This window comes from Roseateles sp. GW821-FHT09G09 (genome assembly GCF_059415965.1).
This window is the reverse complement of sequence record NZ_JBWKOG010000012.1, coordinates 137,977-161,095: the sequence shown is the minus strand read 5'-3', so window position 1 is coordinate 161,095 and position 23,119 is coordinate 137,977. Positions and strand designations below refer to the sequence as shown.

Genomic DNA, 23,119 nt, shown 5'->3' with positions numbered 1-23,119 from the left:
TCGGCATGGCGCCGAAGCGCCTACCCTGGGCTGGTCGGCCTGTGGCGGCCTGGGCGTACTTTGCTACATACAAGGGCGGGGGTGAGGGCCAGTGGCCGGGGCAGTGCGCGGCTCGGGCCGACCGGGTCCCCTTTTCTCCATCTCCCTCCTTCGCTTGCCTCCCGGCAAGCGAATTCCCTCCCTAAGTTCCGAAAAGGGGACCCGGTCGCCCCTCCCCCGAATCACCGAGGTGTTCCAGCATGAGACGGAGCACGGCGTCGATCTCCGCCTGCTCGTTGAGGTAGTACCTCGCATGGCTGTGATCGAGCCTCGGACCGACGCGCACCGTCACCCAGTCGGCACCGGCGCGTTGGAAAGCCGGCTCGTCGTTGGTGTCGTCGCCGACGTAGAAGCCCGCATCGGCGCCATAACGCGCCGTGAGACGTGTCATCGCGTCGCCCTTGTCCGGCGCGCCTTCGACAAGCACGTTGACGACGCGCTTGCCCGGCTCGGTGATGACACCCGGCGGCAAGTCGGCGATGAGCTCGGCGATCGCTTCGCGGGCAGACGCAGGATTCGGCGCCATCCGGTAATGGATCGCGATCGAGGCGCCCTTGTCCTCGATGGTCGCACCGGCCTGGTTGAGCGCCGGCTCCATGCGCAGCATCCGTTCCCGGAACCCGCCGAGTGTCATCACCACGTGCGGATCGGGTCCGTCGAACTCGTCCTCCGCGCCGTGGTTGCCGACGATGTGCGTGGGCTTGAATCCCAGCCGGTGGCGCACGTCCAGTACCTGCCGGCCACTGACGACCGCGATCGGCAGCCGCGCGGCCAGACGTTCCAGCAGCCTGGCCGTGGGCTCGGGCAGTCGCGCCTCGTCGGGATGCATGACGATGGGCGCGAGCGTGCCGTCGAAGTCGAAGCCCAGCAGGGGGCGGCGTGTCATGAGGCGGGCGACCGCGGCGCGGCCCTCCGCGTCGAGCAGATATCGCACCGGCATCATGGCGTCAGCGCCTCCTCTCCGGCTTCGCGTGAACGCCGCTGCACGCGCCGCGTGATGCGCTCGCGCAGCCGCCATTGACCGGCATCGGTGAGCATGCGGCCGGCCCAGCGGTAGACGTTGAATTCCCGCACCGTCATGCGCAGGCTGGCCATGCGTTCGCGCTGTTCCTGCGGCGGCATGAGCGCCGCGCGGTGCAGGGCGTCGGTGGTCTCTTCCACGTGGTAGGGGTTGATCACCAGCGCCTCCGGCAGCTCGCGCGCCGCGCCGGCGAAGCGGCTGAGGATGAGCACGCCCTGGTCGTCGTCGCGCGCGGCGATGAACTCCTTGCAGACGAGGTTCATGCCGTCGTGCAGGCTGGTCACCACGCACATGTGCGCGGCGCGGTAGAGCGTCATCAGCGCCGCATGGTCGTGGTGCTCGGCCAGCAGCAGCACCGGCTTGTAGCCGGCGCCGCCGAAGCGCAGGTTGATGCGCTCGGTGACGCGGTGGATGCGGTCCTGGAACTCGCGGTACTCCTCCAGCGCGCTGCGCGTGGGCGCGGCGACCTGCACGAGGACGAACCGCCCCTGCCACTCCGGATGCTTCTCCAGCAGCCGTTCGACGGCGTGGAGCCGCTCCAGGATGCCCTTGGTGTAGTCGAAGCGGTCCACGCCGACGGCCAGCACCGTGTCCGGCGCCAGGTTCAGCCGCTGGAAGACCGCCGCCCGCGCGTCGGCCGGCGAGTCCCAGGCGGCACGCTCCTCGTCGGTGGGCCAGGCGATCGAGATCGGGTAGCTCTGCACCAGCGTCGGCTCGCCCTGGTAGCTGATGGTGGAGTGCTCGTGCTCGATGCGCGCCTCCAGGTAGCGGTCCACGGTCTCGGTGAAGTTCTTGCAGTGGAAACGGGTGTGGAAGCCCAGGATGGTGCTGCCCAGGATGCCCTGCAGCAGCTCGCGGCGCCATGGGCAGATGCCGAAGGATTCGGGGTTGGGCCAGGGGATGTGCCAGAAGGTGATGATGGTCGCCTTGGGCAGCTTCTCGCGCACCATCGCGGGCAGCAGCGCGAAGTGGTAGTCCTGCACCAGCACCACCGGATCGTCGCCGCGGGCCTCGGCGACGACCGCGTCGGCGAAGCGCTGGTTCACGGCCTTGTATTGCGCCCAGTCCGACTCGCGGAACACCGGCCGCACGTGCGCCACGTGGCACAGCGGCCAGAGGCCTTCGTTGGCGAAGCCCTGGTAGTAGCCGCGTTCTTCCTCTTCGCTCAGCCAGACGCGGCGCAGCAGGTAGTCCTGCGTGTCCGGCGGCACGGCGACGCGGTCGTGCGCGTCGACGACGTCGCGGTCCGCGCTGCCGCTGCCGTGCGCGATCCAGGTGCCGGAGCAGGCGCGCATCACCGGCTCGACGGCGGTGACCAGACCGCTGGCGGGGCGGCTGACCGTGATGCCGTCCGGGCCGCGCTGGTGGATGTAGGGCTCGCGGTTGGAGACCACGATCACCTGGTCGCCGCGCAGCTGCGTGCGCAGCAGGCCGCGCAGGCGGTCGGGATCCCAGGGCGTGAGCGGGCCGTGTTCGCGGTAGAGGTTGTCCTCGAGCTCGCGGATGTGCTGGCGGATCTCGACCTCCAGCGGCTGCAGCTCGGGCGGCGCGGTCTCCGGTCCGCCGCGGAAGCCGCCGGTGTTGAGCAGCGGTCGCACCAGGCCCTCGCCGCGCAGGATGGCGCGCATGCCGGAGACCCAGCCGCGCCAGCTCAGCTGCGCCACGATCATGGTGATGCCGGCGATCGCCAGGCCCAGCACCGTGATGAAGATGATCATGTAGCGCCGCGTGTCCAGGCTGCGGCGGTCGGGCAGGCTCAGGTCGTGCAGCAGCACCAGCCGTTCGGCGTCGGGCTGCTGCGGGTTGACCGGGAACACGCCGATGTGGACCGCCCCGCTGGTCAGCTCCAGGCGCGGATCCTTCAGCGCGGCGCTGGCTTCGGCCTCCTTGCAGCTGAGCGAGCCCGGGAAGCCCTTGGTGCTCATGACCTGCGTGCCGTCGGGCGAGCACAGCGCGATGCCCACGAGGCGCTCGTCGAGCACGCCGCGTTCGAGCAGGTTGCGCAGGCGCTCGCGCTGGGCGCTCGGGTCGATGTCGCTGATCGCCACGGAGAGCGTCTTGGCGACCATGGCGCCGCGCAGGCTCAGGTCGCGCGAGAACCAGCGCAGCGTCATGCGGTCCAGCAGCGGCAGCGCCAGCAGTGCGGCGAGCGTCAGGGTGATCAGCAGCGGGACCAGGAAGCGGATCTGGAGATGCAGCGACTTCATGCCTCGTCCTCGCCGTATTCCTCGTCCTCGTCCTCGTCGGCCCGATCCCGCTTCAGCGCATGCATGCCGCCCAGCGCCAGCCCGGCCGCGAAGGCGCCGTAGACGAGCAGCAGTCTGGCGACGGACGGCCGGCGCGTGCCCGAGGCGGTGGCGCGCTTGTCGGCGCCGGGCGTCAGCACGCTCGGCGTGACGACGCGGTCGATGCCGACGGCGACCGCCGTGAGCAGCAGCGCGTCGGTGACCGCGTTGCCGCGCGTGGGCCGGCGGCGCAGCGCGCGCAGCCGGTCGTAGAGCGCGCCCCACACCATGCCGGTGGCGGCGTGCAGCGCGATGTCGGCGGCGGAGGTCTTGAGCGGCGGGCGGCCGACGCGGTACTCGGAACGACCGACCAGATGGGCATGGTCGGACCGGCTGCCGCGCAACAGCGCCAATCCTGAGAACAGGCTGGCCAACACGCCGTCGGCGCATGCCCGGCGCAGCGCCGGGAGCAGCAATGCATTCAAAGGCGACTCCTGTACAGAGGGAAACAAGCCCCTGAAGATGGCAATCGTCGTGCCGTCCAAAGCCGGCACGGGTCGACAGGCGCCCGCCTGGGGCGGGTCCGGCGGAAGGCTCAGTTCACGGCCGTCGGCGGCGGCATGTAGGGCGGCTCGCGCACGGGCACCGGGTTCTCGCCGGGAATCGGCGGATCGATGACGCCCGGCGGGTCGTCGCCCGGCTCCGGCGCGGGGCCGTGCGGCGGCGGCGGAACGAAGGGGACCTCGTTCGGATGGGGCGGGCTCGGCGGCACCGTGTGGGCTTCGAAGGGCAGGGGGAACTGATGCATGGTCGTCCTCGTGGTTGCGCGGGCCCTTGCAAGCGGCGCGCCCGAGGGCATCGGGCCCCTGCGGCCAAGCTTGCCGGCCCGGCGAGCCCGCGGGCGCGGGACCGGGAGTTCTGTCGGCAAGCGCTGCAAGGGCGCGCCTCGGGCGTCCCCAGGGGCCGGCGGGGTCGACCGACCGGGAGGCAGGGGCGGCACCGGATTTGCCAGAAACGGGTCAAGTGCGGACGGCTCGGGACGCCTCGGGTCATCCGCCTTCAGCACGCGCGATCTCGTTCGATCTTTCAGGAGGCCCGCTTCATGAACGACAAGGCATTCGAGACGTTCCGTCTGGCCGTGATGGCGCAAGCGCCTGAGCCCGAGCCGCGACGCTCGGACAAGGAGCGTCCCGCCGAGCCGCCGGCGCCGGGGCCGGACCAGGCGCCGCACGAGCATCCGGACGATCCGGGCGTGCATCCCGACGGCCCGAAGCGTTATCACGACGATCACGCCGCGCCGGCGCGTCAGCGCCTGGACGAGGGCGTTCCGCAAGGAGTACCCGCATGAGGTCGCACGTCCTGCCGCAGACCGAGTTCCGCGCGGACCTGATGGCGCGCGACGAGGTCGTGGCGCTGCTGGTCGACGACCACCAGCGCGCCCAGCACGCCTTCCACCAGTTCGACCGGCTCTGGGCGATGGGGGACCACGAATCCTGCGAGGCGCTGGTGCGCCGCACCTGCGCGCTGCTGACCGTGCATGCGACGCTGGAGGAAGAGCTGTTCTACCCGGCGGTGCGCAAGTGTCCGGAGATCGGCGCGGTCGAACGCCGGCTGATCAACGAGGCGGAGATCGAGCACCTGGTGGTGCGCATCCTGATGTCGCAGCTGCGCCGCATGCGCGCGGACGACGCGCAGTTCGCGCCCTTGGTCGGCGTGCTGGGCCGCTATGTCGGCCACCACGCGCAGGACGTGGAGCAGGGCATCCTGCCGCGCCTGACGCATGCATCGTCGGTCGATTGGCGCGCGCTCTCCAGCGCGCTGCGCCGTCGCCGCGACGAGCTCGACCGCCAGTGGCGCGACGAACTCAGCCAGGAGAGCGCGGAGTACGAGCGGCAGCAGGACGCGTGAGCGTCGCGCGAGCGGCGGCGCGCTCGGCACGCTTCGCGAGCGACACCACCAGCGGATGCGCCGTGAACTGCGCCAGCAGCCTCGTCTTCTGCTGAGCGGTCAAGGTCGACGCCTCGATCATCGCGGGCCACGTGGCGAAGGCCGCCTTCACGCAACGCGCGATCGCCGCTTCCGCCGGCTTGACCGGAATCCTCAGCCGGTCGCAGAAGGCTTGCAGCAGCGCGGGCGACATCGACTGCCGCAGGAGCGGGGCCTCTTCGCCGTCCGGGGCGGCCGCCCGCCGGGGAAGGAACTTCGGCGGCAGGATGTGGAGGGCGTGCCCGCGCAGGCGGTGGTACACGGCATAGGCCACCAGGTCGTAGGCCGGCGAGAGCGTCGGGGTGATGCCGTCGAGGTAGCGCACGCCGATGTTCTTCAAATGCATGTCGGCGTTGCCGATCATCTCGTTGACGACGATGCGCCGCAGCAGCTCGTGCACCGCCGGCTCGCCCATCGACGGCTCGGCCAGCAGCACCGCCGCGATGTCGAGGTAGCTGATCCGCAGGCCGTCCGGTCCGCGGCCGTACTTGTCTTCCGGGGCGCAGCCGAGGATCTGCGCGAAGTCCTCGACATGGATGCGGCCCGCCGGCGACCGGTCGAAGCGCGTCACGGCCAGGAAGTTCGTCCGCGCCGTCGCGTCGCCCAGGTCGTAGCCGTGCTGAAGACCGAGCCGTTCGAGCGGCTCCAGCGCGGCCTCGCAGGTGTCCACGCCCGCCGCGCGCGCCAGGCGCAGGCTCAGGTCCTCGACCTCGGGCAGCAGCGGCTGGCCCACCACCGGCAGCTTGGCGATGATGTGGGTGTCGTGGTCCTTGGTCCGGCCGACATAGCGCTCGCCGTCACGGATGACGCCGAGCTTGGGCTGCACGCCCGACAGCGACACGCCATCCTCGAGCGGCTCCGCCGTGACCGACATTTCCAGCGCGTCCTGGCCCTGCGTGACGTAGCGCGCCAGCTCCTCGCGGCTCAGCTCGACCGGGAGCGCGAAGACATTGCCCGGCAGGTCCTTGCCGCAGGCGGCGAGCATCTCGAAGTGGTCGTCGGGCGCGCAGTCGCGGAGTTCCGCCACGTGGTGGCGGAACACGCCTTCGGGCAGCAGGTTCTGGAAGAAGGCCGGCAGCAGCCAGCCGGCCGTCGGGGACCGGCGGCCGTTGAAGCTGGCCGAGCGGATGTTGCGCCACAGCTCGCCCTGCGCCTCGGTCGTGGCCGCCCGCATGGACAGCGACAGCGTCGGCGCGGCGGGACCCGCACGCGTCAGGAGGTCCTCGTCCGCGACGAAGCGGTTGATGACCGTGTCGTCGCTCAGGGCGTACTGGAACAGCACGCCCAGTCGCAAGGCGCCCAGATGGATGGCCAGGACTTTCACGTTCATGAGCGTCCCCGTGTCGCGGGCGCGTCGCGCCCCGCGTGCAGCGCTTCCAGGGCGTCGGTGACCACGGAACGCACCGGCGGGCCGATGGCGTCACCGGCGGCGACCGCCCGGGCGGCGTCCTTGGGCACCAGCACCACTTCCAGACCCAACTGATGGGCGACCGCCATCAAGGTGGAGACCCGGAAATCTTCCTGACCGCTGAGCACATGGGTGAGCGTACGGGCCGAGATGCCCGCGCTGTCCGCCAAGCGGGCTTGCGTCAGCCCGTTGCGACGGGCTTCCTCGCGCAGCAGGCCGGAGATCTCTGGGAGTGTGAGCATGGCAATAAAGTTCCAATTCCTGCTGAAAAGGTACTTTATTGCGGCCCGCTGGTCAAGGAAAATGGAAATAAAGTGCCATATTCATTGAATATGGAACTATATTGCCTATCTTGGCTCAGGTGCGGTTCGGCTCAGCGTGCGTGTAGCGACGGCGGATCGCTGCCTCGGCCTGGCGTCTGGCCCTTCGTCGATCGAGGCAAGAGAAGCACGCCGTCAGCCACGTGGCCAGACTGCCGTGTCGGGAGGCTGTCGAGAGCGACAGGCGTCGCCGCAAGCGCGCCCGACGCGCTTCGCGCAATTCCTCCAGGAGGGCGCTCGTGCGATTTCGGTCCCGTTCGAGCTTGGACGTGCGGCGCTCCTGGTCGTTGTCGAGGAGGAAGCGCTGCGCCCGACGCTGAAAGCCGTCGGCCGCTTCACCGTACGCAGGACGGCCCTGACGGACCCAGCGCCGATGACGCGCATCGACGTCCGAGAAGTCGACCGCCTTGGAACGGAAGGGGGCCGGCTTGCCGGTGACCCATCGGTCTCGAACGGTCTCCCGGACGGTGTTCCAACGGGAGACCACCCGATCGACGAAGCGCTGCTGGCCCGCGTCCAGAGGCGCGCGGGCGGGAAGCGACATCGGCATCGGTGTCGCGGTCGGGGTCGTCAGAAAGGAACCGTCGGGACGCAGGACGGGGGAAAGGGCCGGTGCCATCGAAGACAAGTCTCCTCGCCTGCCGCCAACCCGGACGGGTTGTCGCGGGGCGAGGTCGACTGTGTCCGGAGACGACAGCCCCGGGTTCGCCGGCCTGGGCCGGACGAGTCCCGGTGATCAGCGCGAGGCCGGGGTGCTCGCCGCGCCGGCCGCCGCGGGGAACGCGGCCTGCGGCCCCGCGCCGCCGGTCGCGGTGACGCGCCAGATCACGTTGCCAACGTCGTCGGCCACCAGCAGCGCGCCCTGCCGGTCCAGCGCGACGCCGACCGGGCGGCCCATCGCCTGGCCCTGGGCGTCGAGGAAGCCCGTCACCACGTCGATCGGCAGGCCGCTGGGCTTGGCGCCGACGAAGGGCACGAACACGACCTTGTAGCCCGCCGGCACCTTGCGATTCCACGAGCCGTGCTGGCCGATGAACATGCCGTGCGCGAAGTCCTGCGTCAGCTTGTTGCCGTCCGAAGCGGCCAGCCCCAGCGAGGCCGTGTGCGCGCCCACGGCGAAGTCGGGCACCAGCGCCTTCTCCACGAGTTCGGGGCGCTGCGGCTTGACGCGTTCGTCGACGTGCTTGCCGTACCAGCTGTACGGCCAGCCGTAGAAGCCGCCGTCCTGCACCGAGGTGATGTAGTCCGGCACCAGGTCGTCGCCGAGCTCGTCGCGCTCGTTGACCGCGACCCACAGCGCCTTGCTGGTGGGCTCCCACGCGAGGCCGACCGGATTGCGCAGGCCGGAGGCGAACACGCGCGTCGAGCCGCTCTGCAGGTCGATCTCCAGGATCGCGGCGCGGCGCTGTTCGTTCTCGATGCCGTTCTCGGCGACGTTGCTGTTGGAGCCGATGCCCGCGTAGAGCTTGGTGCCGTCGGCGTTGGCGATGAGGCTCTTGGTCCAGTGGTGGTTGATCGTGCCGCCCGGCAGGTCGGCCACCTTCGTCGGCGTGCCGGCAAGCTTGGTCTGACCCGTGGCGTAGGGGAAACGCACGATCGCGTCGGTGTTGGCCACGTAGAAGCTGTTGCCGACCAGGGCCATGCCGAACGGCGAGTTCAGACCCTCCGCGAACGCGAAGCGCTGGTCCGCGACGCCGTCGCCGTCGGTGTCGCGCAGCAGGGTGATGCGATTGGCGCTCTTGGGCGTGGCGCCGGCCTTCTTCTGGAACTGCTTGGTGATCCAGGCCTTCGGGCCCTTGCCGTCGTCGGGACGCACCGGGGCGTTGGTCTCGGCGATCAGCACGTCGCCGTTGGGCAGCACGTACAGCCAGCGCGGGTGGTCGAGCTTGTCGGCGAAGCGCGCCACCGCCAGGCCGGCCGCGGCCTGCGGCTTGGCGCCGGCGGGCCAGCCGACCGCCTTGGCGACGTTGATCGTCGGCACGAGCGCCTTCTGCGGCTCGGGCAGGGCGGGGTTGGGGCCGTAGCCGGGCGGGGTCGCGGGTTGCGCTTCGAGCGCCATCACCACGCGCGCGCCGCCGGCCAGGGCCATCAGCGCGGCGGCGACGGCGACCGCGCGGGTGGTCCGCCGCGCGCGCGGGGACAGGCGGGCGGCGCGGGAGGGCAGGGAGGACAGGGACGACGTCAAGGACGCGGGCGTGTTGTTGTTCATCGGCTTCTCCGTCGAGGAGCCGCCCCGGGCGGGGCGGCGGCAGCCGACGGATCAGCAAGCGGGATGCCCGGCGCCGTGGCGACCTCCCGCGCTCACGGTTCGCCGGGGTGCGACAACGCCTCCGCGGCGTCGGCCAGGACCATGGCCAACGGCAGGGGCACGCGGGCGTCCACGGCGCTGCGCAAGGCGCGCTGCAACGCGCGCAGTGGGGCGAGCAGGTGGTCGACGGCGTCGTTGTGGGAGGCGACCAGTGTCTTTGGCAGCTGCTCCGCCCGCAAACCGTTGAAGTGGGTATGTCGATGACGTCCCGCGCCATGCCCATCGACTTCGCGAGCGCGTCGATATCCACGTGCAACAGGCTCGCAGCCAGCTGGGCATCGATGGGACTGTGCAGCTCCAGGATCGGTTCCGGGGTGTTGATCATCGGCGACACACCCTGGTGTCCTTCGTTCGCGATGTCGGACGGCGAAAGGGCCTGCTGCGGCAGATGCCGCGGGCGCAGCCGACCCTCCGCGTCGACGCCCACGTCGGACCAGGTCGACCTCGGACGGCCCAGGACCCATTGCGCCAGCACGGCACGCTGAAGTTCCGCCGCCGGGAAAACACCCTCCGAGGGCTCAGGCGTCGGCAGGTCGATGACATCCTCCAGGACGCCCGGGATGCCTTGGAGGCTGGCGGTGGTCGCGCAAGGGAAGCGGAGGTCGAGGCCGACCTGCTCCACCAGCTTCCGATGCAGGACCGAGGCGAGCACGGCATGTTGGGGCCCGGTGTCCTCACCCTGCGCGGCCGAGCGCGTCGGCATCGGCCTGAAGCGGTAAGCCCGTGTGCCATCCGCCCTGCAGATGAAGCGTTCGGACGTGCCGTCAAGCGCGGCATTCAGCGTCGGAAACTGGGCGACCATGCTGGCCGCATGCCTCTGACGGGCCTCGGTCCGTTGCCTCAGGTTCGGGGAATACACGTTGGCGCAGTCGGTATCGATGCCTGCCTGACGCGTCAACCGGTCCTTCTGGATCAGCTCGTTCATGGCCCTGCGATACAGGGTGGCGAGCTGGAACTTGGCGTGCTGGACCTTGTCGCTCGACGTCGCGACGCCCGGGCGGTTCAGATAGTTCTCGACGAGTTGCCGGAGCTGCAGGGCTTCAGCCTCCTTGAACGGCTCGGTCTTCAGCCTCTCCCCGAATCGCTTATAGGCACTGTCGACCTCCGTGAAGCTGCCCGGCTTCGGCGGACTCAGCTGGGCGCGAAAAGTCGCAATGGCCGCGCCTATCCCCTTGGCGAAGCGATGAGCGGTCGACGGGCTTGATCCGGCAGATCCCGTTGATCCCGTGGATCCGTTCGCTGACCGGCTCGGCGACGTCGAGCGCGGCCGCGCCGCCGCGCCGCGCAGGGCGGGCGATCGAGGCGATGTCGGCGTCGGCGTCGGTGGCGGCGTTCGTGTCTGTCTTGGATCCGCCGCTGGCACTGGCAGGACATCGATCTCGGCCAGCATGCCCGCGGCACGGCGCCGGTGATCCGCCAGCTTGCGGCTGGTGTGCTGGCGCTCGGCCCACCCGAGGTACTGTTCCAGCAGCCCGCGAAGCTTGGCCGCGCGCGGATCGCCGGGCCTCGCGCCCTCCCGTGTCCACGCCTTGTGAAGCTTTTCCAGGTCGGCATAGTCCGTGGGCTTCTCCGAGCGGCCGGACGTCCGGGCCACCAGCTTCTGCAGGAAGTGCCTCTGTTGCGGGGAGGACGGGGAGACGGAGGAGACAGAGGAGAGGGGGCGGACGGCAGCGGCGCAAGAGACGTCGGCACTGTTGCGCACGATCGAGTTCAGCGGCATGAAGATGAACACCTGATGCACCGGCCGCCGTCCCGAGGGGATCGTTGCGGGGGCATGCAGGTTTGTCTGCATTCGACAACCGAAAGTTCTGCGAACCGGTTTCCCCATGGACAACACCTGGCACCCCGCTTGCTCTGGGAGCGGCCTGTTCGAAATGCGATACACGGGCATCCCCGGGAGGACGATGAAGACGATTCGATACACCGCCGGCGCGAGCGCGGTCCTCTGGCTGCTGTCGGGGCCGGCAATCGCCCAGCAGGCGCCGGCCGGCAGCGACACGGACGCCCGGCCCCTGCCCACCGTGGTGGTGTCCGGCAGCGTGGCCGAGCGACGGCTGGACGAGGCCCCGTATGCCGCCTCCGTCATCGATGCGGACACGCTGCGCGCCGCCGGTCCGATGATCAACCTGTCGGAGGCCTTGAACCGCGTCCCCGGCCTCACCGCCAACAACCGGCAGAACTACGCCCAGGACCTGCAGCTCTCCTCGCGCGGCTTCGGGGCGCGGGCGCCCTTCGGGGTGCGCGGGCTGCGGCTCTATACGGACGGCATCCCGGCCACCATGCCGGACGGGCAGGGGCAGGTGACGCACTTCGACCTCGCTTCCGCCGCGCGCGTGGAGGTGTTGCGCGGACCGTTCTCCGCGCTCTACGGCAACAGCTCGGGCGGCGTGATCGCGCTGGTGAGCGCGCCGGTGCGGGAGCGCTTCGCCGAGCTGGACCTGGATGCCGGCAGCGCGGGGCTGCGCCAGGCGCGCCTGACGGCAGGCTCGCCTTTGGGCGACGGATGGGAAGCGCAAGGCGGCGTGTCGCGCATGGACATCGACGGTTTCCGCCCGCACAGCGCCGCGCGTCGCACGCTGGCCAACGGGCGCCTGGCGTGGACCGGCGCGCACGACCAGGTGCTGCTGCTGGTCAGCGACATCGACCAGCGGGCGCAGGACCCGCTGGGCCTGACCGCGGCGCAGGTCGCCGCCGATCCGGACCAGACCGCTTCCCAGGCGGGGCAGTTCAACACCCGCAAGAACGCGAGCCAGACGCAGCTCGGCGCGCGCTGGCGGCATCGGTTCGACGACGGCGGCGTGCTGTCGGAAAGCGTGCTGATGGCCTACGCCGGTCGGCGCTCGGTGACGCAGTGGCAGTCCATCACCGTGGGCGCGCAGACGCCGCCGGGCAGCGGCGGCGGGGTGGTCGACTTCAGCCGCGATTACGACGGCGTCGATGCGCGTGCGCTGTGGCGGCTCGGGCCCGCGACGCTGGTCACCGGCGTGAACGTGGAGCGTCAGGAGGACGACCGCCAGGGCTACGAGAACTTCATCGGCACGGGCGCGTCGCAGCAGCTCGGCGTCACCGGCGCGCTGCGTCGCGACGAGCAGAACCGGGCCGTGACGCGCGAGGCCTACGCGCAGCTGGAAGTGCCGCTGACGACGACGCTGGCCGCGAGCGCGGGCGTGCGCGCGGGACGGGTTTCGCTGTCGGCCCGGGACCGCTTCCTGGGCAACGGCGACGATTCGGGCTCGCTGCGCTACGACTACGCCAATCCGGCGGTGGGACTGGGCTGGAAAGTCGCGCCTTCGTTGCTGCTGCACGCCGCGCTGGGGCGCGGATTCGAATCGCCGACGCTCAACGAACTGGCCTATCGCGCGGACGGGCAGGGCGGCTTCAATACTGCCTTGCGGCCGCAGAAGAGCGTGCAGCAGGAGGTCGGCGCGAAGTGGCGAGCGGGTGGGATCGAACTCGACGCCACCGCCTTCCATGTCGCGACGCGCGACGAGATCGGCGTGTTGTCCAACAGCGGGGGCCGATCGAGTTATCAGAACGTCGGCCGCACGCGGCGCAGCGGCGTGGAGCTGTCAGGCGCGTGGGACGTGGCGCCGCGCTGGCGCACGCAGATGGCGATCGGGACGCTGAACGCGCGGTATCGCGACGGCTTCCTGACCTGCACCGGCACGCCATGCCCGGCCGCCAACGTGCCGGTCGCCGCGGGCAACCGGATCGCCGGCACCAACGGCGGCAGCGCGTATGCGGAGCTCGCGTGGCGGCCGTTCGAGGTCGCGCGCGATGGCGAACTCGCCGTCGAATGGCGCGGCATGAAGCGCTCCGCGGTGAACGACATCAACAGCGAATGGGCCGGCGGCTACGGCGTGCTCAACCTGCGCGCCCGCCACGGCTGGACGTTGGGCGCGATGCGCGCGGAGCTGATCGCGCGCGTCGACAACGCTGCCGACCGCCGTTACGTCGGCAGCGTGATCGTCAACGACGGCAACGGCCGGTTCTACGAGCCGGCGCCCGGGCGGTCGTTCTGGTTAGGCCTGTCGCTGCGCGCCGCGTCGCCACGGGAACCATGAGCGTCCGGGCATCGAGGCCTCCGCCGTGTAGGTCGCGCTGTCCGACCTGAGCTGCTCGAGGCGATGCTCGGTATCAGCGATCAGACGCAGCAGGATCGTCGCCCGTGCGTCGGTGGCCTGGCTGCGCTCCCAGTGGCCTGAGGCCCTGCGATCCCCCTCCGCCTGGATCCTCTGCAAGGCCCGGTACGAATCCTTCAGCAATGTGCTGGTCGCGCGTTCTTTCTTGGACCCTGGCTTCATCAGGCGCAGCGCGATGGCCTCGCGGAGCCGCGGCGCCAGTTCGCGGTCTCGCCGACGGAACGGGCTGAACGGAGCGGCCGCGCGCAGAAGCGCAGAGAGCTCGGTGTCGTCGATCAGGCTCGGCGGGGTCGGTGTCCCCGCTGGAAACGCCAGGACCGGCGAAGGCTGAAGGACCCGGGAGAACTTCGGGACTGGCGAAGGCGTCTCAGACATCACCGGCTTGCGTGTCCGGGCGGCCGACGAGCCGATGTCGTCCCCGTCGAGGCGATGCGGGAATCGCTCCAGCAATTGGCGCAGCGTCAACGTGGGCGCCTCGTCGACCAGCGCGCGCACCACCCGGATGGACGCGATCGCGCTGCGGATGGCCTCGGCGCCGGGTGGTGTCGCGGCGGGGTTCTTCCGCTGGGCCTGTCGTTCCAGCGCCATCGTCCACGCCAGGCTGTCGAGGTCGAGGCCCCGGACCTGGCAGGCGAGCGTCGGGTCCAGGGCGTCGTCCCAGGCTGGCCCGGCATCCGCGGGAATGTCGAACAACGGCGCGGGCCCTCGGAGATCCTGCATGGCCTCCAGCGATCCGCGCAACGCCTTGTGATCGGGGAACGGGGCGCATGCGCCGAGGTGCCAGGACGGCAGGCCGTCGCCGCCGGGCGCCTGTTGCCAGCCCGCCTCCCAGTCGTTGGTGAACAGACGGCCGAGCGCCGCGGCCTGCAACTCCTTGGCCGACCTGGCGCCTGTCGTCCGCGTCAGCAGCCCCTTGCCGAGGCCGTGCACGTCATGCAGCACCGCGCGATCGATGCCGACGGAGAGCGACTGGTCGGCCCGCAAGGTGTCGTTGAGGCTGGCGGCCATCGACGCGCGGCCCGCCGCAGACGCAGCGTCGTGGACGGGGAGAAAGCTGAGGTGAGGCTCTCCCGAGCCGTCGCACAGCAGGAGCGGGGAGGCTCTCCCGGGCCCCTTGATGGGGGAAGCGCCGTGGCGCTGCAGCGCATCGGCGAGCGTCCTCAGCCGCAGCTCATGGTGGGGAAGCTCGGTATCGAGGGCGAGGAATTGCGCCGCGCGATTGAACGCTCTTTGCTCCCGGCCGGGTCCGTCCGTTTGGAAGGCCTGGCTCCGCCGGTACGTGCGGGCCGCCGTCTGAGCCCGCGCGTGCTCGCTCTGCCTTCGCTCGATCAGGCGTTCCATGAAGGGATCGTCGAAGAAGTCAGGGGATCCTTGATCGGACACCTCCGGCATGCCGGAGGACGAATGACTGGCGGCGTGCGAAGAGGGGAAGGACGAGGGCATCACAGGCTCCTGTCAGGGGTGGCGAGGACCATCAGAGCGGGCGTGGCACCGGCGGGCGTGGCAATGGCGTGACACCGGCGGGCGGGCTGCCGCCGAGCTGGCGGGCGATCGTCGCGAGCGCGCCATCCAGCCCCGATCGCAGACCGAGTTCCACGAAGCCGTTCGTGTCCATCAGCGCCACCAGGTCGTCGCTGGCGAAGCGCGTGCGGCCTTCGGCGACGTGAGCGCCGATGCGCCGCAGCACGTCGTCGCGGACGCCGCGGTCCGACGTGACGTCAGCGGCATCGGCGGCATCGAGCAGCGCGATCAGCGGCCGGTCGAATCCATCGATCAGCGCCTCGAGGTCGAGGATCGCGTCGTCGAGCGCGGCGGTCAGGCGCGCCCGGTCGGGATGCGTCCCGCAACGCTCGACCACCGCGCGCCGCAGATCGTTCACCGCGAGTTGCAGACGGCGGCGCGTCTGGGTCCAGGTCTGGCGGGGCGCCGGGGCGGTCGCCACGGGGCGACCGGGGCGCGGCTTCATCGGGGGAGCGTCGACAGGCGCGACGCGTGGGCGGGGCAGGGTCGTCATCCCTGTATGTCGCCTGGCAACCCGCGTCGGTTCAGGCGTCCTCCTTCACATCGAGCGTCGACATGAACCAGTTCAACGAGGAACTCCGCTCGACCTCTTCGCGCAAGGCTTCCACCTCGTCCGCAGGTTGATTCAGCAGACCCTCCCTCGTCGTCGCGCAGGATTGCGCCCATTCGCCCAGTTGCCGGATCTGTCCGGCCACCCGATGGATCCAGGCATCGCCGGGCCACAGCGCCGACGCGGAGCCAGTCGCTCCCACGTCGGGCAGGCCCGTGGCCGCCGCGATCAGGAGAAGCTCCCGCTCCGTCGGGCGGCAGAGTTCGGCGACGGCGTCGGCGGTCATCTCGCCGCCAAGTTGCGAGAGTGCGCGCTGGATGTCGTGGCGCATCGGTAAGTCCGTTGTCGTGGTCGTGCCCGATGCAGCAGGTGACCGCGACGCGGATTCTTGGACCTGTCCGGGATGGTGCTGGGGCGGCTCGCGCAGGGACATGTCATGTTGCAGGATCCACGCACGCCCCTTTTCATCCACGAGAGCGCCTCGTCGGGGCACCTGCGCTCCCCCGGTCCACAGCGCCGCGAGCGTCAAGGCCTCTGCGGTCCGAGGACTGGGCGAGCGGGTCAGCGCCGCCATGAGCCGGGCTCGCCCCTCGGCGTCGTCGTCCGCACCTTCCGGATTCGAAAGATGCAGGTTGAAATCGGACGGCGCGCGCATCAGCAGTCCCAGCGTCCCCTTGGCGCCTGCCGTCGTGTACTGTGGGTCGTCCTCTCCCAGGCCGCTCCAGTCTCCCGGCATCTGCACGAGGTGCGCCACGGATTGACCGAGTGAGACGTCGATGCCGAGTTCCTTGGACAAGGTGCTCGCCAATTGGAGATGGAGGCGGGACATGCTGAGCGCCTGAGGCGCGTCGGTGGTCATCGGCTTGAAAGCGTAGACCGGTTGTCCGCCGACATTGAGGATGAAGTCCAGCCCGACTTCGTCGGCGGCACGAAACACGCCGAAAGCATCCTTCATGGCGATGGCGTGAAGGAACATGGCCTGAGCCATCTCGATCGACGTCGGGTCCAGGCCCAATTCCCTGAATGGCGCATCGATCCGTTCCTGCAGTGTGTCTCGCGCATGTCGCCTGACGGCTTGAGCGAACAGGCGCTGCAGGCGGTCGCAGGGCGCGGCCGTTCTCAAGCAGATGTCCGCCGCATCGGCAGTGCGACGTGCCAGCAGGGACACTTCGCCAGGCACGGCGTTCAGGAGTTCGACGCCGCGCGCGCACATGCGCCGGAAGCTTGGGTCCTGGACCGTGTCGTGCCACTGGATCAGCGTCGATGCCTTGAAGTTGGCGCTGAACGGCGTGTCGACTGGGGCCGTGCCCTTAGCCCGCTCAGACCGCTCAGACCGCTTGATGAGCGTGTCGGTGAATTTGACCTCTGCGGAGTTCAGCCGTTGAGGATCTGTCCCGCCGAGGATGAGTTCGAAGCCATCCGACTCGACCGACGCGTGGTCGAAGGAAGGGTCGTGATTCGGAGCCGGGAAAGCCTGTCGAAAGAACGGCATGTCGGAAGGGTGGCCGGCGACGCGCTCGCGTCCGGCTGCACCTGATAGTTGCACAGGTGGAATTTGTCATCCGACACCCGACATGAGTTTGCAGAGCGAATTGACATTCGTCATCCGCCGCGCTTGCACACAGGAAAAAACTGTCGAACCGGCCGCCAGGTTCAAGGGGCGACCGCGACGCTCAACGTGTGGCGAGCTGCTCCACCAGCCGCATCAGCAACTGCGGCTTGAGCGGCTTGGCCAGGTGCGCATCGAAGCCCGCCTGCAGCGCCTGCCGCCGGTCCAGGTCGCGCGAGAAGGCCGTCAGCGCGATCGCCGGCAGGCGTTCGCCGGGCGCCTCCAGCGCGCGGAGTTCGCGGATCAGCTCGTAGCCGTCGCGACCCGCCATGCCGATGTCGCTGATCAGCAGATCGAAGGCGTTGCCGCCGGGCGCCTGCAGCGCCTGCAGCGCCTCTTCCGCGCGATGCACCAGGGTCACGCGCACCTCGCGATCCTCGAGGATCAGCTTGAGCATCGCGCCCGCGTCCACGTCGTCCTCCACGACAAGCACGTTCAGTCCGGTCAGCAGGACGGACGGGCCGTCGCCGGCGCCGATGTCGCCCGGCGCGCCCAGCGCGCCGAACACGCTCAGACCGCCGGACGCCGTGTCCGGCTCGGTCATCGCCGGCGCCGCCGCCTCGCCGGGCAGCCAGAAGCGGATCGCCGCGCCGTGACCGCGGCCCTCGCTGCGCACGTCGACCCAGCCGCCGTGCGCCTCCACCAGGCTCTTGACGATCGCCAGGCCCAGCCCGAGCCCGCCGTGCTGGCGGCTGCTCGCGGCGTCGCTTTGCGTGAAGCGGTCGAAGACATGCGGCAGGAACTCGGGCGCGATGCCCTGGCCCTCGTCGCGGACCTCGACCAGCACGCCCGCGTCCTGCGCGCGCAGCGACAGCGTGATCGCGCTGCCGCGCGGCGAGAACTTGGCCGCGTTGCCCATCAGGTTCCAGATCACCTGCTGCAGCCGGCCGCTGTCGGCCAGCAGCACGGTCGACTCGTCGTGCAGGTCGAGCGCGACCCGATGCCCGCTGGCATCGAGGTTGTGCTGGATCACCGCCACCGCCGCGCGCAGCACCTCGCCGGCCTCGACGCGCTCGCGCGTCAGCGGCAGTTTGCCGATGTTCAGGCGCGACATGTCCAGGATGTCCGTGATCATCCGCGCCTGGATCGACACGTTGCGGTCGATCGCCGCGAGACCCTTCACGAGCAGCTCCGGCGGACTGTGCCGCTGCAGCACGTGCGTCCAGCCCATGATCGCGTTCAGCGGGGTGCGCAGCTCGTGCGACAGCACCGCGATCAGGTCGTCCTTCATCCGCGACAGCGCCTCGGCCTCGCCGCGCGCGCTGCGTTCGCGATCGAGCAGTTCCTGGCGCTGCCGGGCCAGCACCTGCTGTTGCGAGATGTCCGCCGCCATCGCCATGCACACGCCCGGTTCGATCGGCGGCGACGCGGTCCACTCGACCGGCACCTGCGCGCCGTCGTTCGATCGCAGCGGGAATTCGGCTTGCAGCCCGTCGCTGCCCAGCGCCGTCACGAAGGCCCGCGCGGCGGCCTGGTCCGCGTCGCCGACGAAGTCGGTCAGCGGCCGGCCGATGATGGCGTCGCCCTCGTCGGGTTGCAGGCCCAGCAGCGCGAGCATCGCCGGATTGGCGTCCAGCACCGTGCCGTCGCCGGCCTTGAGCAGGCAGATGCCGCCCGGCGCCTGCGCGTACACGGCGCGGAACTTGGCCTCGCTGCGCCGCATCGCGTCCTCGGCGGTGCGCGTGCGAACCAGCGCCTGGATGGTCGACACCAGCACCGCCGGCTCCACCGGATGCGTCAGGTAGGCGTCGGCGCCGGCGTCCAGGCCGCGCACCTTGTCCTCGTCGGTCAGGTAGGCGGCGGTCAGATGGATCACCGGCAGCCGGAAGGTGCTGGCCTGCGCGCGCAGACGCTGGCAGAGTTCGAAGCCGTCGATGTCGGGCAGGTGGATGTCGAGCACGACCGCCGACAGGCCCTGGTCCGCGATCTGGAGCGCTTCCGCGCCGGTGGCCGCCTCCAACGTGGGGAAACCGGCCGCGTGGAGCTGGCGCACCGTCGTGTAACGGCCGATCGGGTCGTCGTTGACGACCAGCACGCAGTGCTGTGAACGATCGATGAAGCGCGCCTCGCTCATGCGTCGGGTACCTCCTCGACGGCGCCCGGCAGCCTCAGCGGCAGCGTCACCGAGAACACCGAGCCCACCCCCGGCTCGCTGCGCAGGCCGACGCGGCCGCCCAGCAGCTCCGCCAGCCGCTTGCTCAGCGACAGGCCCAGGCCCGTGCCGCGCAGCCGCTTCTGGATCGGCGAGCCGATCTGGGTGAAGTCCTGGAAGATCGCGCCGTGGAACTCCGGCGCGATGCCGATGCCGGTGTCGGTCACGGAGAAGGTGATCTCGCCCTCGCCGGGAACGCCGGAAGCGCCCGGAACGCCTGGATCGCCAGGCGAGGCCACGGCGCTGACGCGCACCTCGCCCTGGGCGGTGAACTTCAGCGCGTTGGAGATGTAGTTGCGCAGAATCTGCGACAGCTTGGCGTCGTCGGTGAAGAGCTGGGCGATGCCCTGCGGCTCCTCGAAGATCAACTGCACCTCCGGATTGACCAGCACCGGCTTGAACATGCCGCGCAGCGCGGCGAAGAGGTCGACCAGCTCGAACCAGCCCGGCGACACGTCGATGCGGCCCGCCTCCACCTTGGCCAGGTCGAGCAGGTCGTTGACCATGTCGGCAAATTCTTCCGACGTGGTGCGGATGAAATTGATCTGCTTTTCCTGTTCGTCGGTCAGCGGTCCGTCGACACGGTCCAGCAGCAACCGCGTCAGGCTGCGGATCGACGCGATCGGCGTGCGGAACTCGTGGCTCATGTAGGCCAGGAAGCGGCTCTTGAGCTCGGTGGCCTGGCGCAGCTGCTGCGCCTGCGTGTCGAGCTCGGCGTACAGCGCGAGCACGCCGCGGTTGGTCTCGTCGAGCTCGGCCTGCAGCGCCTCGAGCTGCGCCTGCGAGCTGTTGAGCGCGTCGCGCAGGGCGACGGTGTCGTCGATGGGCATCGTGTCCTTCTTGAGCGTCATGCGCGATCCCGACGGCGGACCACCACCACGGTCGCATCGTCCCTGCCGCGCAGGTGGTCGCGGAGGATCCAGCCCGCGATCACCGCCGGATCGGCCTGCAGCAGGCCCGGCGTGTCCTCCAGCGTCCAGCGGGAAACGATGCCGTCGGAGAACAGCACCAGGACCGCGTACGGCGGCCAATCGTAGACGACATCCTGCAGCCGGCGGATCTGGACGCCCAGGGTGCCGTGCTGGGACAGCAGCGTGCGGTCGGACACGCCCGAGATCAGGCGCCCCGAGATGTTGCCGGCGCCGGCGAACAGCAGCGGACCGTCCGGCGTCAGCGACAGCGCCGCCGAAGCCGCGCCGCGCGTGCTGCGCAGCGCGTCGTGGGAACGTTCCAGGAAGGCCGCGGGCGAGGCGAGGTGGCCGGGCTCGGCGCGCGCGAGCAGCGTCATGAGCTTGTCCGCCGCCTCGGCCGCGTCGACGCCGTGGCCCAGACCGTCGGCCACGGCGAGCGACCAGCGCTCGCCACCCTGATCAGGATCGCGCCTCAGCGCCCAGGCGTCGCCGCTGACGGTCTCGCCCGGCGCGGCCAGCGACAGGCCGGCGACGTCGAAGGCGAGGTCGGAGGCAACGTCGGAGGCCAGGTTGAAAGCGATAGCGGCGCCTGCGCGGAGGGCGGACGTCCCGATGCGGCTCCGGTCGGTGCGCGGCCCGAAGCGCGCGGCCAGGACCGTCCCGCGTTGCGGCGCGGAGAAGCCGCCGAAGCGATCGGCCATCCGGCGGATCGCGCCGAGTCCGGTCCCGGCCGTGCCGCCGGTGCTGTAGCCGTCCTGCAGGCAGCGCGCCAGGTCCATGCCGTTGCCCTGATCGAGCGACAGCACCTGCACGCCGAGGCCGTCCGTCTCGTCTACGCCGATCAGCAGCGCGGCGTGCCGGCCGGGGCCGACATGGCGGAACAGGTTGGTGCCGAGTTCGGTGACCGCCAGCGCGAGCCGGCCGGCGGACTCCTCGTCGAAGGCGAGTTCCGTCGCGAGCGCCTGGGCCGCACGGCGGGCTTCCCCCACCTGACTCGCGTCGTCGATGGGGAAGCGTCGATGCGCGCGCACGGCTACTTCCAGCGCGTGATGGTCACGCGCGTCCCGCGTCCGGGCGCGGAATCGAGTTCGAAATCGTTCACCAGCCGCTTGCTGCCCGACAGGCCCATGCCCATGCCGCCGCCCGAGGTCCATCCATCCTTCATCGCCAGCTCCAGATCCGGAATTCCGGGTCCCTGGTCGACGAAGGCAAGCCGCAATCCCGTGCGCACGCCCGAATGGACGATGGCCCATTCCATCGCGCCGCCGCCGCCGTAGACCAGCGTGTTGCGCGACAGTTCGCTGGCCGCGGTGATCATCTTGGTCTGGTCGACCAGCGAGAACTTCAGCTCCTGGGTGAGCTTGCGCACCAGCTGGCGCGACAGGACGATGTCGGGCTCGCTGCCGATGGGCAGGGAGCCCGACGTGGCGGTGGAGGCCGTCACCGTCCGGGCCCCTGGTCGAGGACGTCGTCGCCGTCGGCATCGGAAGCCAGCTCGGAAGCGGACGCGTCGTCGGTGTCGTCGGCCTGACGCAGCAGCGCCATGCCGCGTTCCACGTTGAGCGCAGTGCGCACGCCGTGCAGCGTCAGCCCCAGTTCCACCAGCGTGATCGCGACCGCCGGCTGCATGCCCACGACCACCGAATGCGCGCCCAGCACCTTGGCGATGCTGGAGATGCCGGCCAGCATCCGGCCGATGAAGGAGTCGACGATCTCCAGCGCGGAGATGTCGATGAGCACGCCGGTCGCGCCGGTGCCCTGGATCTTGTTGGCGAGGTCGTCCTGCAGCGCCAGCGCCGTCTGGTCCTGCAGGTCGACCTGGATGGTCACCAGCAGCGTCCTGCCCATGCGCAGGATCGGGATGCGCGTCGTCATGCCGCGCCCACGCTGCCCGCGCCGCCGGTCAGCCCGGCAGCAGCGCGGCCCCGGGTGACGACGAAGCCGGTGCGCTTGAGCGCCAGCGACAGCGCGTCGGCCAGCGTCGCCTTGGTGGTGATGCCTTCCAGGTCGATGCCCAGGTGCACGATGGTCTGGGCGATCTGCGGCCGGATGCCGCTGATGATCGCGTCGGCGCCCATCAGCCGGATCGCCGTGACGGTCTTGAGCAGATGCTGCGCGACCAGCGTGTCGACGGTGGGCACGCCGGTGATGTCGATGATGGCCAGCGCGGAGCCGGTCTCGACGATGCGCTGCAGCAGCGCCTCCATCACCAGCTGCGTGCGGCCGCTGTCCAGCGTGCCGATCATGGGCACGGCCAGCACGCCTTCCCACAGCTTGACGACCGGCGTGGACAGCTCCAGCAGCTCCATCTGCTGGCGGCCGATGATCTCCTCGCGGCTGCGCTGGTAGGTGGTGACGGTGTACTGCGCCATGTTGTCCAGCAGCGAGGACACCGCCCAGGTCGCGTCGGCCAGGGCCGCGGCGTCGCCTGCGAACTTGCGCTGCACGCCGGAGAAGAGGGGGCGCTTCAGCGCCAGCACGAAGCGGCTGGTGTCGGCGGCGCTCGAGCCTTGCGCGGCCCGCGAGGCCGACAGCTGGGCGAGCGTCGCACGCACGTCGGACCAGGCCGCATCGTCGAAATTCTCCGTGCCGTTGGCGCGCACGCCGGCGAGGAGGGCGTTCAGCAGCTCGCCGGTCTCGCGGCTCTCACTGGAGAGGGCGCGACCGCCGGTCACCGCGGCCAGTTCGGACTGCCATTCGGCCAGGACCTGGTCGCGGTGGACGGACAGGAGTTCTTCGACGGCGGCGCTGTTCTGTTTCATCGGGTCCTCTCGAGGCGCTGGACGGCGCCCGGGATTCTGGAAAGGGTAAGGGGGAGGCGATCAGGTCGTGCAACCGACCTTCACGGCGGCGAGATCGTACTCTGGGCGCCATTCGCTCTTGGCCCTCCCGGGCGAGGATTGGGGAGGGGTATCTACCGAGTCGGC

General features: G+C 70.3%; 20 protein-coding genes. 3 read left to right on the top strand and 17 right to left on the bottom strand.

Features of this window, described 5'->3' with window-relative positions:
* Nucleotides 1–181: 181 nt before the first annotated feature.
* The 4 genes from otsB to AC07O8_RS25580 all read right to left on the bottom strand — a co-directional run bounded on the left by otsB (nucleotide 182) and on the right by AC07O8_RS25580 (nucleotide 4,093).
* Complete coding sequence (otsB, locus tag AC07O8_RS25595; RefSeq protein WP_495050747.1) at nucleotides 182–982, bottom strand: trehalose-phosphatase; 801 nt, start codon at nucleotides 980–982, stop codon at nucleotides 182–184.
* Complete coding sequence (locus AC07O8_RS25590; protein WP_495050746.1) at nucleotides 979–3,267, bottom strand: alpha,alpha-trehalose-phosphate synthase (UDP-forming); 2,289 nt, start codon at nucleotides 3,265–3,267, stop codon at nucleotides 979–981. The genes otsB and AC07O8_RS25590 overlap by 4 nt, the downstream gene beginning before the upstream one ends.
* The gene (locus tag AC07O8_RS25585; protein ID WP_495050745.1) at nucleotides 3,264–3,770 is read right to left on the bottom strand and encodes a hypothetical protein; all 507 of its coding nucleotides are present in this window, start codon (nucleotides 3,768–3,770) and stop codon (nucleotides 3,264–3,266) included. Before AC07O8_RS25585 ends, AC07O8_RS25590 begins: the two co-directional genes overlap by 4 nt.
* A gap of 110 nt (nucleotides 3,771–3,880) precedes the next feature.
* Nucleotides 3,881–4,093 carry a hypothetical protein gene (locus AC07O8_RS25580; protein ID WP_495050744.1) on the bottom strand — a complete coding sequence of 71 codons (213 nt, stop codon included), beginning with the start codon at nucleotides 4,091–4,093 and terminating at the stop codon, nucleotides 3,881–3,883.
* A gap of 294 nt (nucleotides 4,094–4,387) precedes the next feature.
* On the opposite strand from AC07O8_RS25580, the gene AC07O8_RS25575 reads away from it, so the two are divergent.
* Complete coding sequence (locus tag AC07O8_RS25575; protein WP_495050743.1) at nucleotides 4,388–4,633, top strand: hypothetical protein; 246 nt, start codon at nucleotides 4,388–4,390, stop codon at nucleotides 4,631–4,633.
* On the top strand, nucleotides 4,630–5,193 hold the full coding sequence (locus AC07O8_RS25570) for a hemerythrin domain-containing protein (protein ID WP_495050742.1): 564 nt from the start codon (nucleotides 4,630–4,632) through the stop codon (nucleotides 5,191–5,193). The genes AC07O8_RS25575 and AC07O8_RS25570 overlap by 4 nt, the downstream gene beginning before the upstream one ends.
* On the opposite strand, the gene AC07O8_RS25565 is transcribed toward AC07O8_RS25570, so the two are convergent.
* From AC07O8_RS25565 to AC07O8_RS25550, 4 genes are all read right to left on the bottom strand, one after another.
* Nucleotides 5,150–6,601, bottom strand: a complete 1,452-nt coding sequence (locus AC07O8_RS25565) for a type II toxin-antitoxin system HipA family toxin (RefSeq protein ID WP_495050741.1) — start codon at nucleotides 6,599–6,601, stop codon at nucleotides 5,150–5,152. The two genes, AC07O8_RS25570 and AC07O8_RS25565, sit on opposite strands and share 44 nt — an antisense overlap.
* Entirely contained in the window at nucleotides 6,598–6,921 is a 324-nt protein-coding gene (locus tag AC07O8_RS25560) for a helix-turn-helix domain-containing protein (RefSeq protein WP_495050740.1), read from the bottom strand. The genes AC07O8_RS25565 and AC07O8_RS25560 overlap by 4 nt, the downstream gene beginning before the upstream one ends.
* Nucleotides 6,922–7,036: 115 nt before the next feature.
* Nucleotides 7,037–7,618, bottom strand: a complete 582-nt coding sequence (locus AC07O8_RS25555) for a hypothetical protein (protein ID WP_495050739.1) — start codon at nucleotides 7,616–7,618, stop codon at nucleotides 7,037–7,039.
* Between the two features lie 117 nt (nucleotides 7,619–7,735).
* Complete coding sequence (locus AC07O8_RS25550; RefSeq protein WP_495050750.1) at nucleotides 7,736–9,088, bottom strand: PQQ-dependent sugar dehydrogenase; 1,353 nt, start codon at nucleotides 9,086–9,088, stop codon at nucleotides 7,736–7,738.
* Nucleotides 9,089–11,211: 2,123 nt separating this feature from the next.
* On the opposite strand from AC07O8_RS25550, the gene AC07O8_RS25545 reads away from it, so the two are divergent.
* Nucleotides 11,212–13,371 carry a TonB-dependent receptor family protein gene (locus AC07O8_RS25545; protein ID WP_495050738.1) on the top strand — a complete coding sequence of 720 codons (2,160 nt, stop codon included), beginning with the start codon at nucleotides 11,212–11,214 and terminating at the stop codon, nucleotides 13,369–13,371.
* Here the strand turns inward: AC07O8_RS25545 and AC07O8_RS25540 are convergent.
* From AC07O8_RS25540 to AC07O8_RS25500, 9 genes are all read right to left on the bottom strand, one after another.
* Nucleotides 13,330–14,892, bottom strand: a complete 1,563-nt coding sequence (locus AC07O8_RS25540) for a hypothetical protein (protein WP_495050737.1) — start codon at nucleotides 14,890–14,892, stop codon at nucleotides 13,330–13,332. The genes AC07O8_RS25545 and AC07O8_RS25540 overlap by 42 nt on opposite strands.
* Before the next feature lie 31 nt (nucleotides 14,893–14,923).
* On the bottom strand, nucleotides 14,924–15,415 hold the full coding sequence (locus AC07O8_RS25535) for a hypothetical protein (RefSeq protein WP_495050736.1): 492 nt from the start codon (nucleotides 15,413–15,415) through the stop codon (nucleotides 14,924–14,926).
* 79 nt (nucleotides 15,416–15,494) lie between these two features.
* Nucleotides 15,495–17,012: a hypothetical protein gene (locus tag AC07O8_RS25530; protein WP_495050735.1), complete on the bottom strand. Its 1,518-nt coding sequence runs from the start codon at nucleotides 17,010–17,012 to the stop codon at nucleotides 15,495–15,497.
* 181 nt (nucleotides 17,013–17,193) lie between these two features.
* A complete protein-coding gene (locus AC07O8_RS25525) occupies nucleotides 17,194–19,203 on the bottom strand; it encodes a hybrid sensor histidine kinase/response regulator (protein WP_495050734.1) in 2,010 nt (669 codons plus the stop codon).
* Nucleotides 19,200–20,132: a sensor histidine kinase gene (locus AC07O8_RS25520; protein ID WP_495050733.1), complete on the bottom strand. Its 933-nt coding sequence runs from the start codon at nucleotides 20,130–20,132 to the stop codon at nucleotides 19,200–19,202. Before AC07O8_RS25520 ends, AC07O8_RS25525 begins: the two co-directional genes overlap by 4 nt.
* Nucleotides 20,129–21,223: an ATP-binding protein gene (locus AC07O8_RS25515; RefSeq protein WP_495050732.1), complete on the bottom strand. Its 1,095-nt coding sequence runs from the start codon at nucleotides 21,221–21,223 to the stop codon at nucleotides 20,129–20,131. Before AC07O8_RS25515 ends, AC07O8_RS25520 begins: the two co-directional genes overlap by 4 nt.
* Before the next feature lie 2 nt (nucleotides 21,224–21,225).
* Entirely contained in the window at nucleotides 21,226–21,636 is a 411-nt protein-coding gene (locus AC07O8_RS25510) for an anti-sigma regulatory factor (RefSeq protein WP_495050731.1), read from the bottom strand.
* Nucleotides 21,633–22,067 (bottom strand): STAS domain-containing protein, encoded by a 435-nt coding sequence (locus tag AC07O8_RS25505; protein ID WP_495050730.1) that lies wholly within the window; start codon nucleotides 22,065–22,067, stop codon nucleotides 21,633–21,635. The genes AC07O8_RS25510 and AC07O8_RS25505 overlap by 4 nt, the downstream gene beginning before the upstream one ends.
* The gene (locus AC07O8_RS25500) at nucleotides 22,064–22,954 is read right to left on the bottom strand and encodes an STAS domain-containing protein (protein ID WP_495050729.1); all 891 of its coding nucleotides are present in this window, start codon (nucleotides 22,952–22,954) and stop codon (nucleotides 22,064–22,066) included. The genes AC07O8_RS25505 and AC07O8_RS25500 overlap by 4 nt, the downstream gene beginning before the upstream one ends.
* Between the last annotated feature and the right edge of the window lie 165 nt (nucleotides 22,955–23,119).

Coding starts and splice junctions, on each gene's coding strand:
- otsB (WP_495050747.1), bottom strand. CDS start 982: ATGATGCCGGTGCGATATCTGCTCGACGCGGAGGGCCGCGCCGCGGTC.
- AC07O8_RS25590 (WP_495050746.1), bottom strand. CDS start 3,267: ATGAAGTCGCTGCATCTCCAGATCCGCTTCCTGGTCCCGCTGCTGATC.
- AC07O8_RS25580 (WP_495050744.1), bottom strand. CDS start 4,093: ATGCATCAGTTCCCCCTGCCCTTCGAAGCCCACACGGTGCCGCCGAGC.
- AC07O8_RS25575 (WP_495050743.1), top strand. CDS start 4,388: ATGAACGACAAGGCATTCGAGACGTTCCGTCTGGCCGTGATGGCGCAA.
- AC07O8_RS25570 (WP_495050742.1), top strand. CDS start 4,630: ATGAGGTCGCACGTCCTGCCGCAGACCGAGTTCCGCGCGGACCTGATG.
- AC07O8_RS25565 (WP_495050741.1), bottom strand. CDS start 6,601: ATGAACGTGAAAGTCCTGGCCATCCATCTGGGCGCCTTGCGACTGGGC.
- AC07O8_RS25560 (WP_495050740.1), bottom strand. CDS start 6,921: ATGCTCACACTCCCAGAGATCTCCGGCCTGCTGCGCGAGGAAGCCCGT.
- AC07O8_RS25555 (WP_495050739.1), bottom strand. CDS start 7,618: ATGGCACCGGCCCTTTCCCCCGTCCTGCGTCCCGACGGTTCCTTTCTG.
- AC07O8_RS25550 (WP_495050750.1), bottom strand. CDS start 9,088: ATGGCCCTGGCCGGCGGCGCGCGCGTGGTGATGGCGCTCGAAGCGCAA.
- AC07O8_RS25545 (WP_495050738.1), top strand. CDS start 11,212: ATGAAGACGATTCGATACACCGCCGGCGCGAGCGCGGTCCTCTGGCTG.
- AC07O8_RS25540 (WP_495050737.1), bottom strand. CDS start 14,892: ATGCCCTCGTCCTTCCCCTCTTCGCACGCCGCCAGTCATTCGTCCTCC.
- AC07O8_RS25535 (WP_495050736.1), bottom strand. CDS start 15,415: ATGAAGCCGCGCCCCGGTCGCCCCGTGGCGACCGCCCCGGCGCCCCGC.
- AC07O8_RS25530 (WP_495050735.1), bottom strand. CDS start 17,012: ATGCCGTTCTTTCGACAGGCTTTCCCGGCTCCGAATCACGACCCTTCC.
- AC07O8_RS25525 (WP_495050734.1), bottom strand. CDS start 19,203: ATGAGCGAGGCGCGCTTCATCGATCGTTCACAGCACTGCGTGCTGGTC.
- AC07O8_RS25520 (WP_495050733.1), bottom strand. CDS start 20,132: ATGACGCTCAAGAAGGACACGATGCCCATCGACGACACCGTCGCCCTG.
- AC07O8_RS25505 (WP_495050730.1), bottom strand. CDS start 22,067: ATGACGACGCGCATCCCGATCCTGCGCATGGGCAGGACGCTGCTGGTG.
- AC07O8_RS25500 (WP_495050729.1), bottom strand. CDS start 22,954: ATGAAACAGAACAGCGCCGCCGTCGAAGAACTCCTGTCCGTCCACCGC.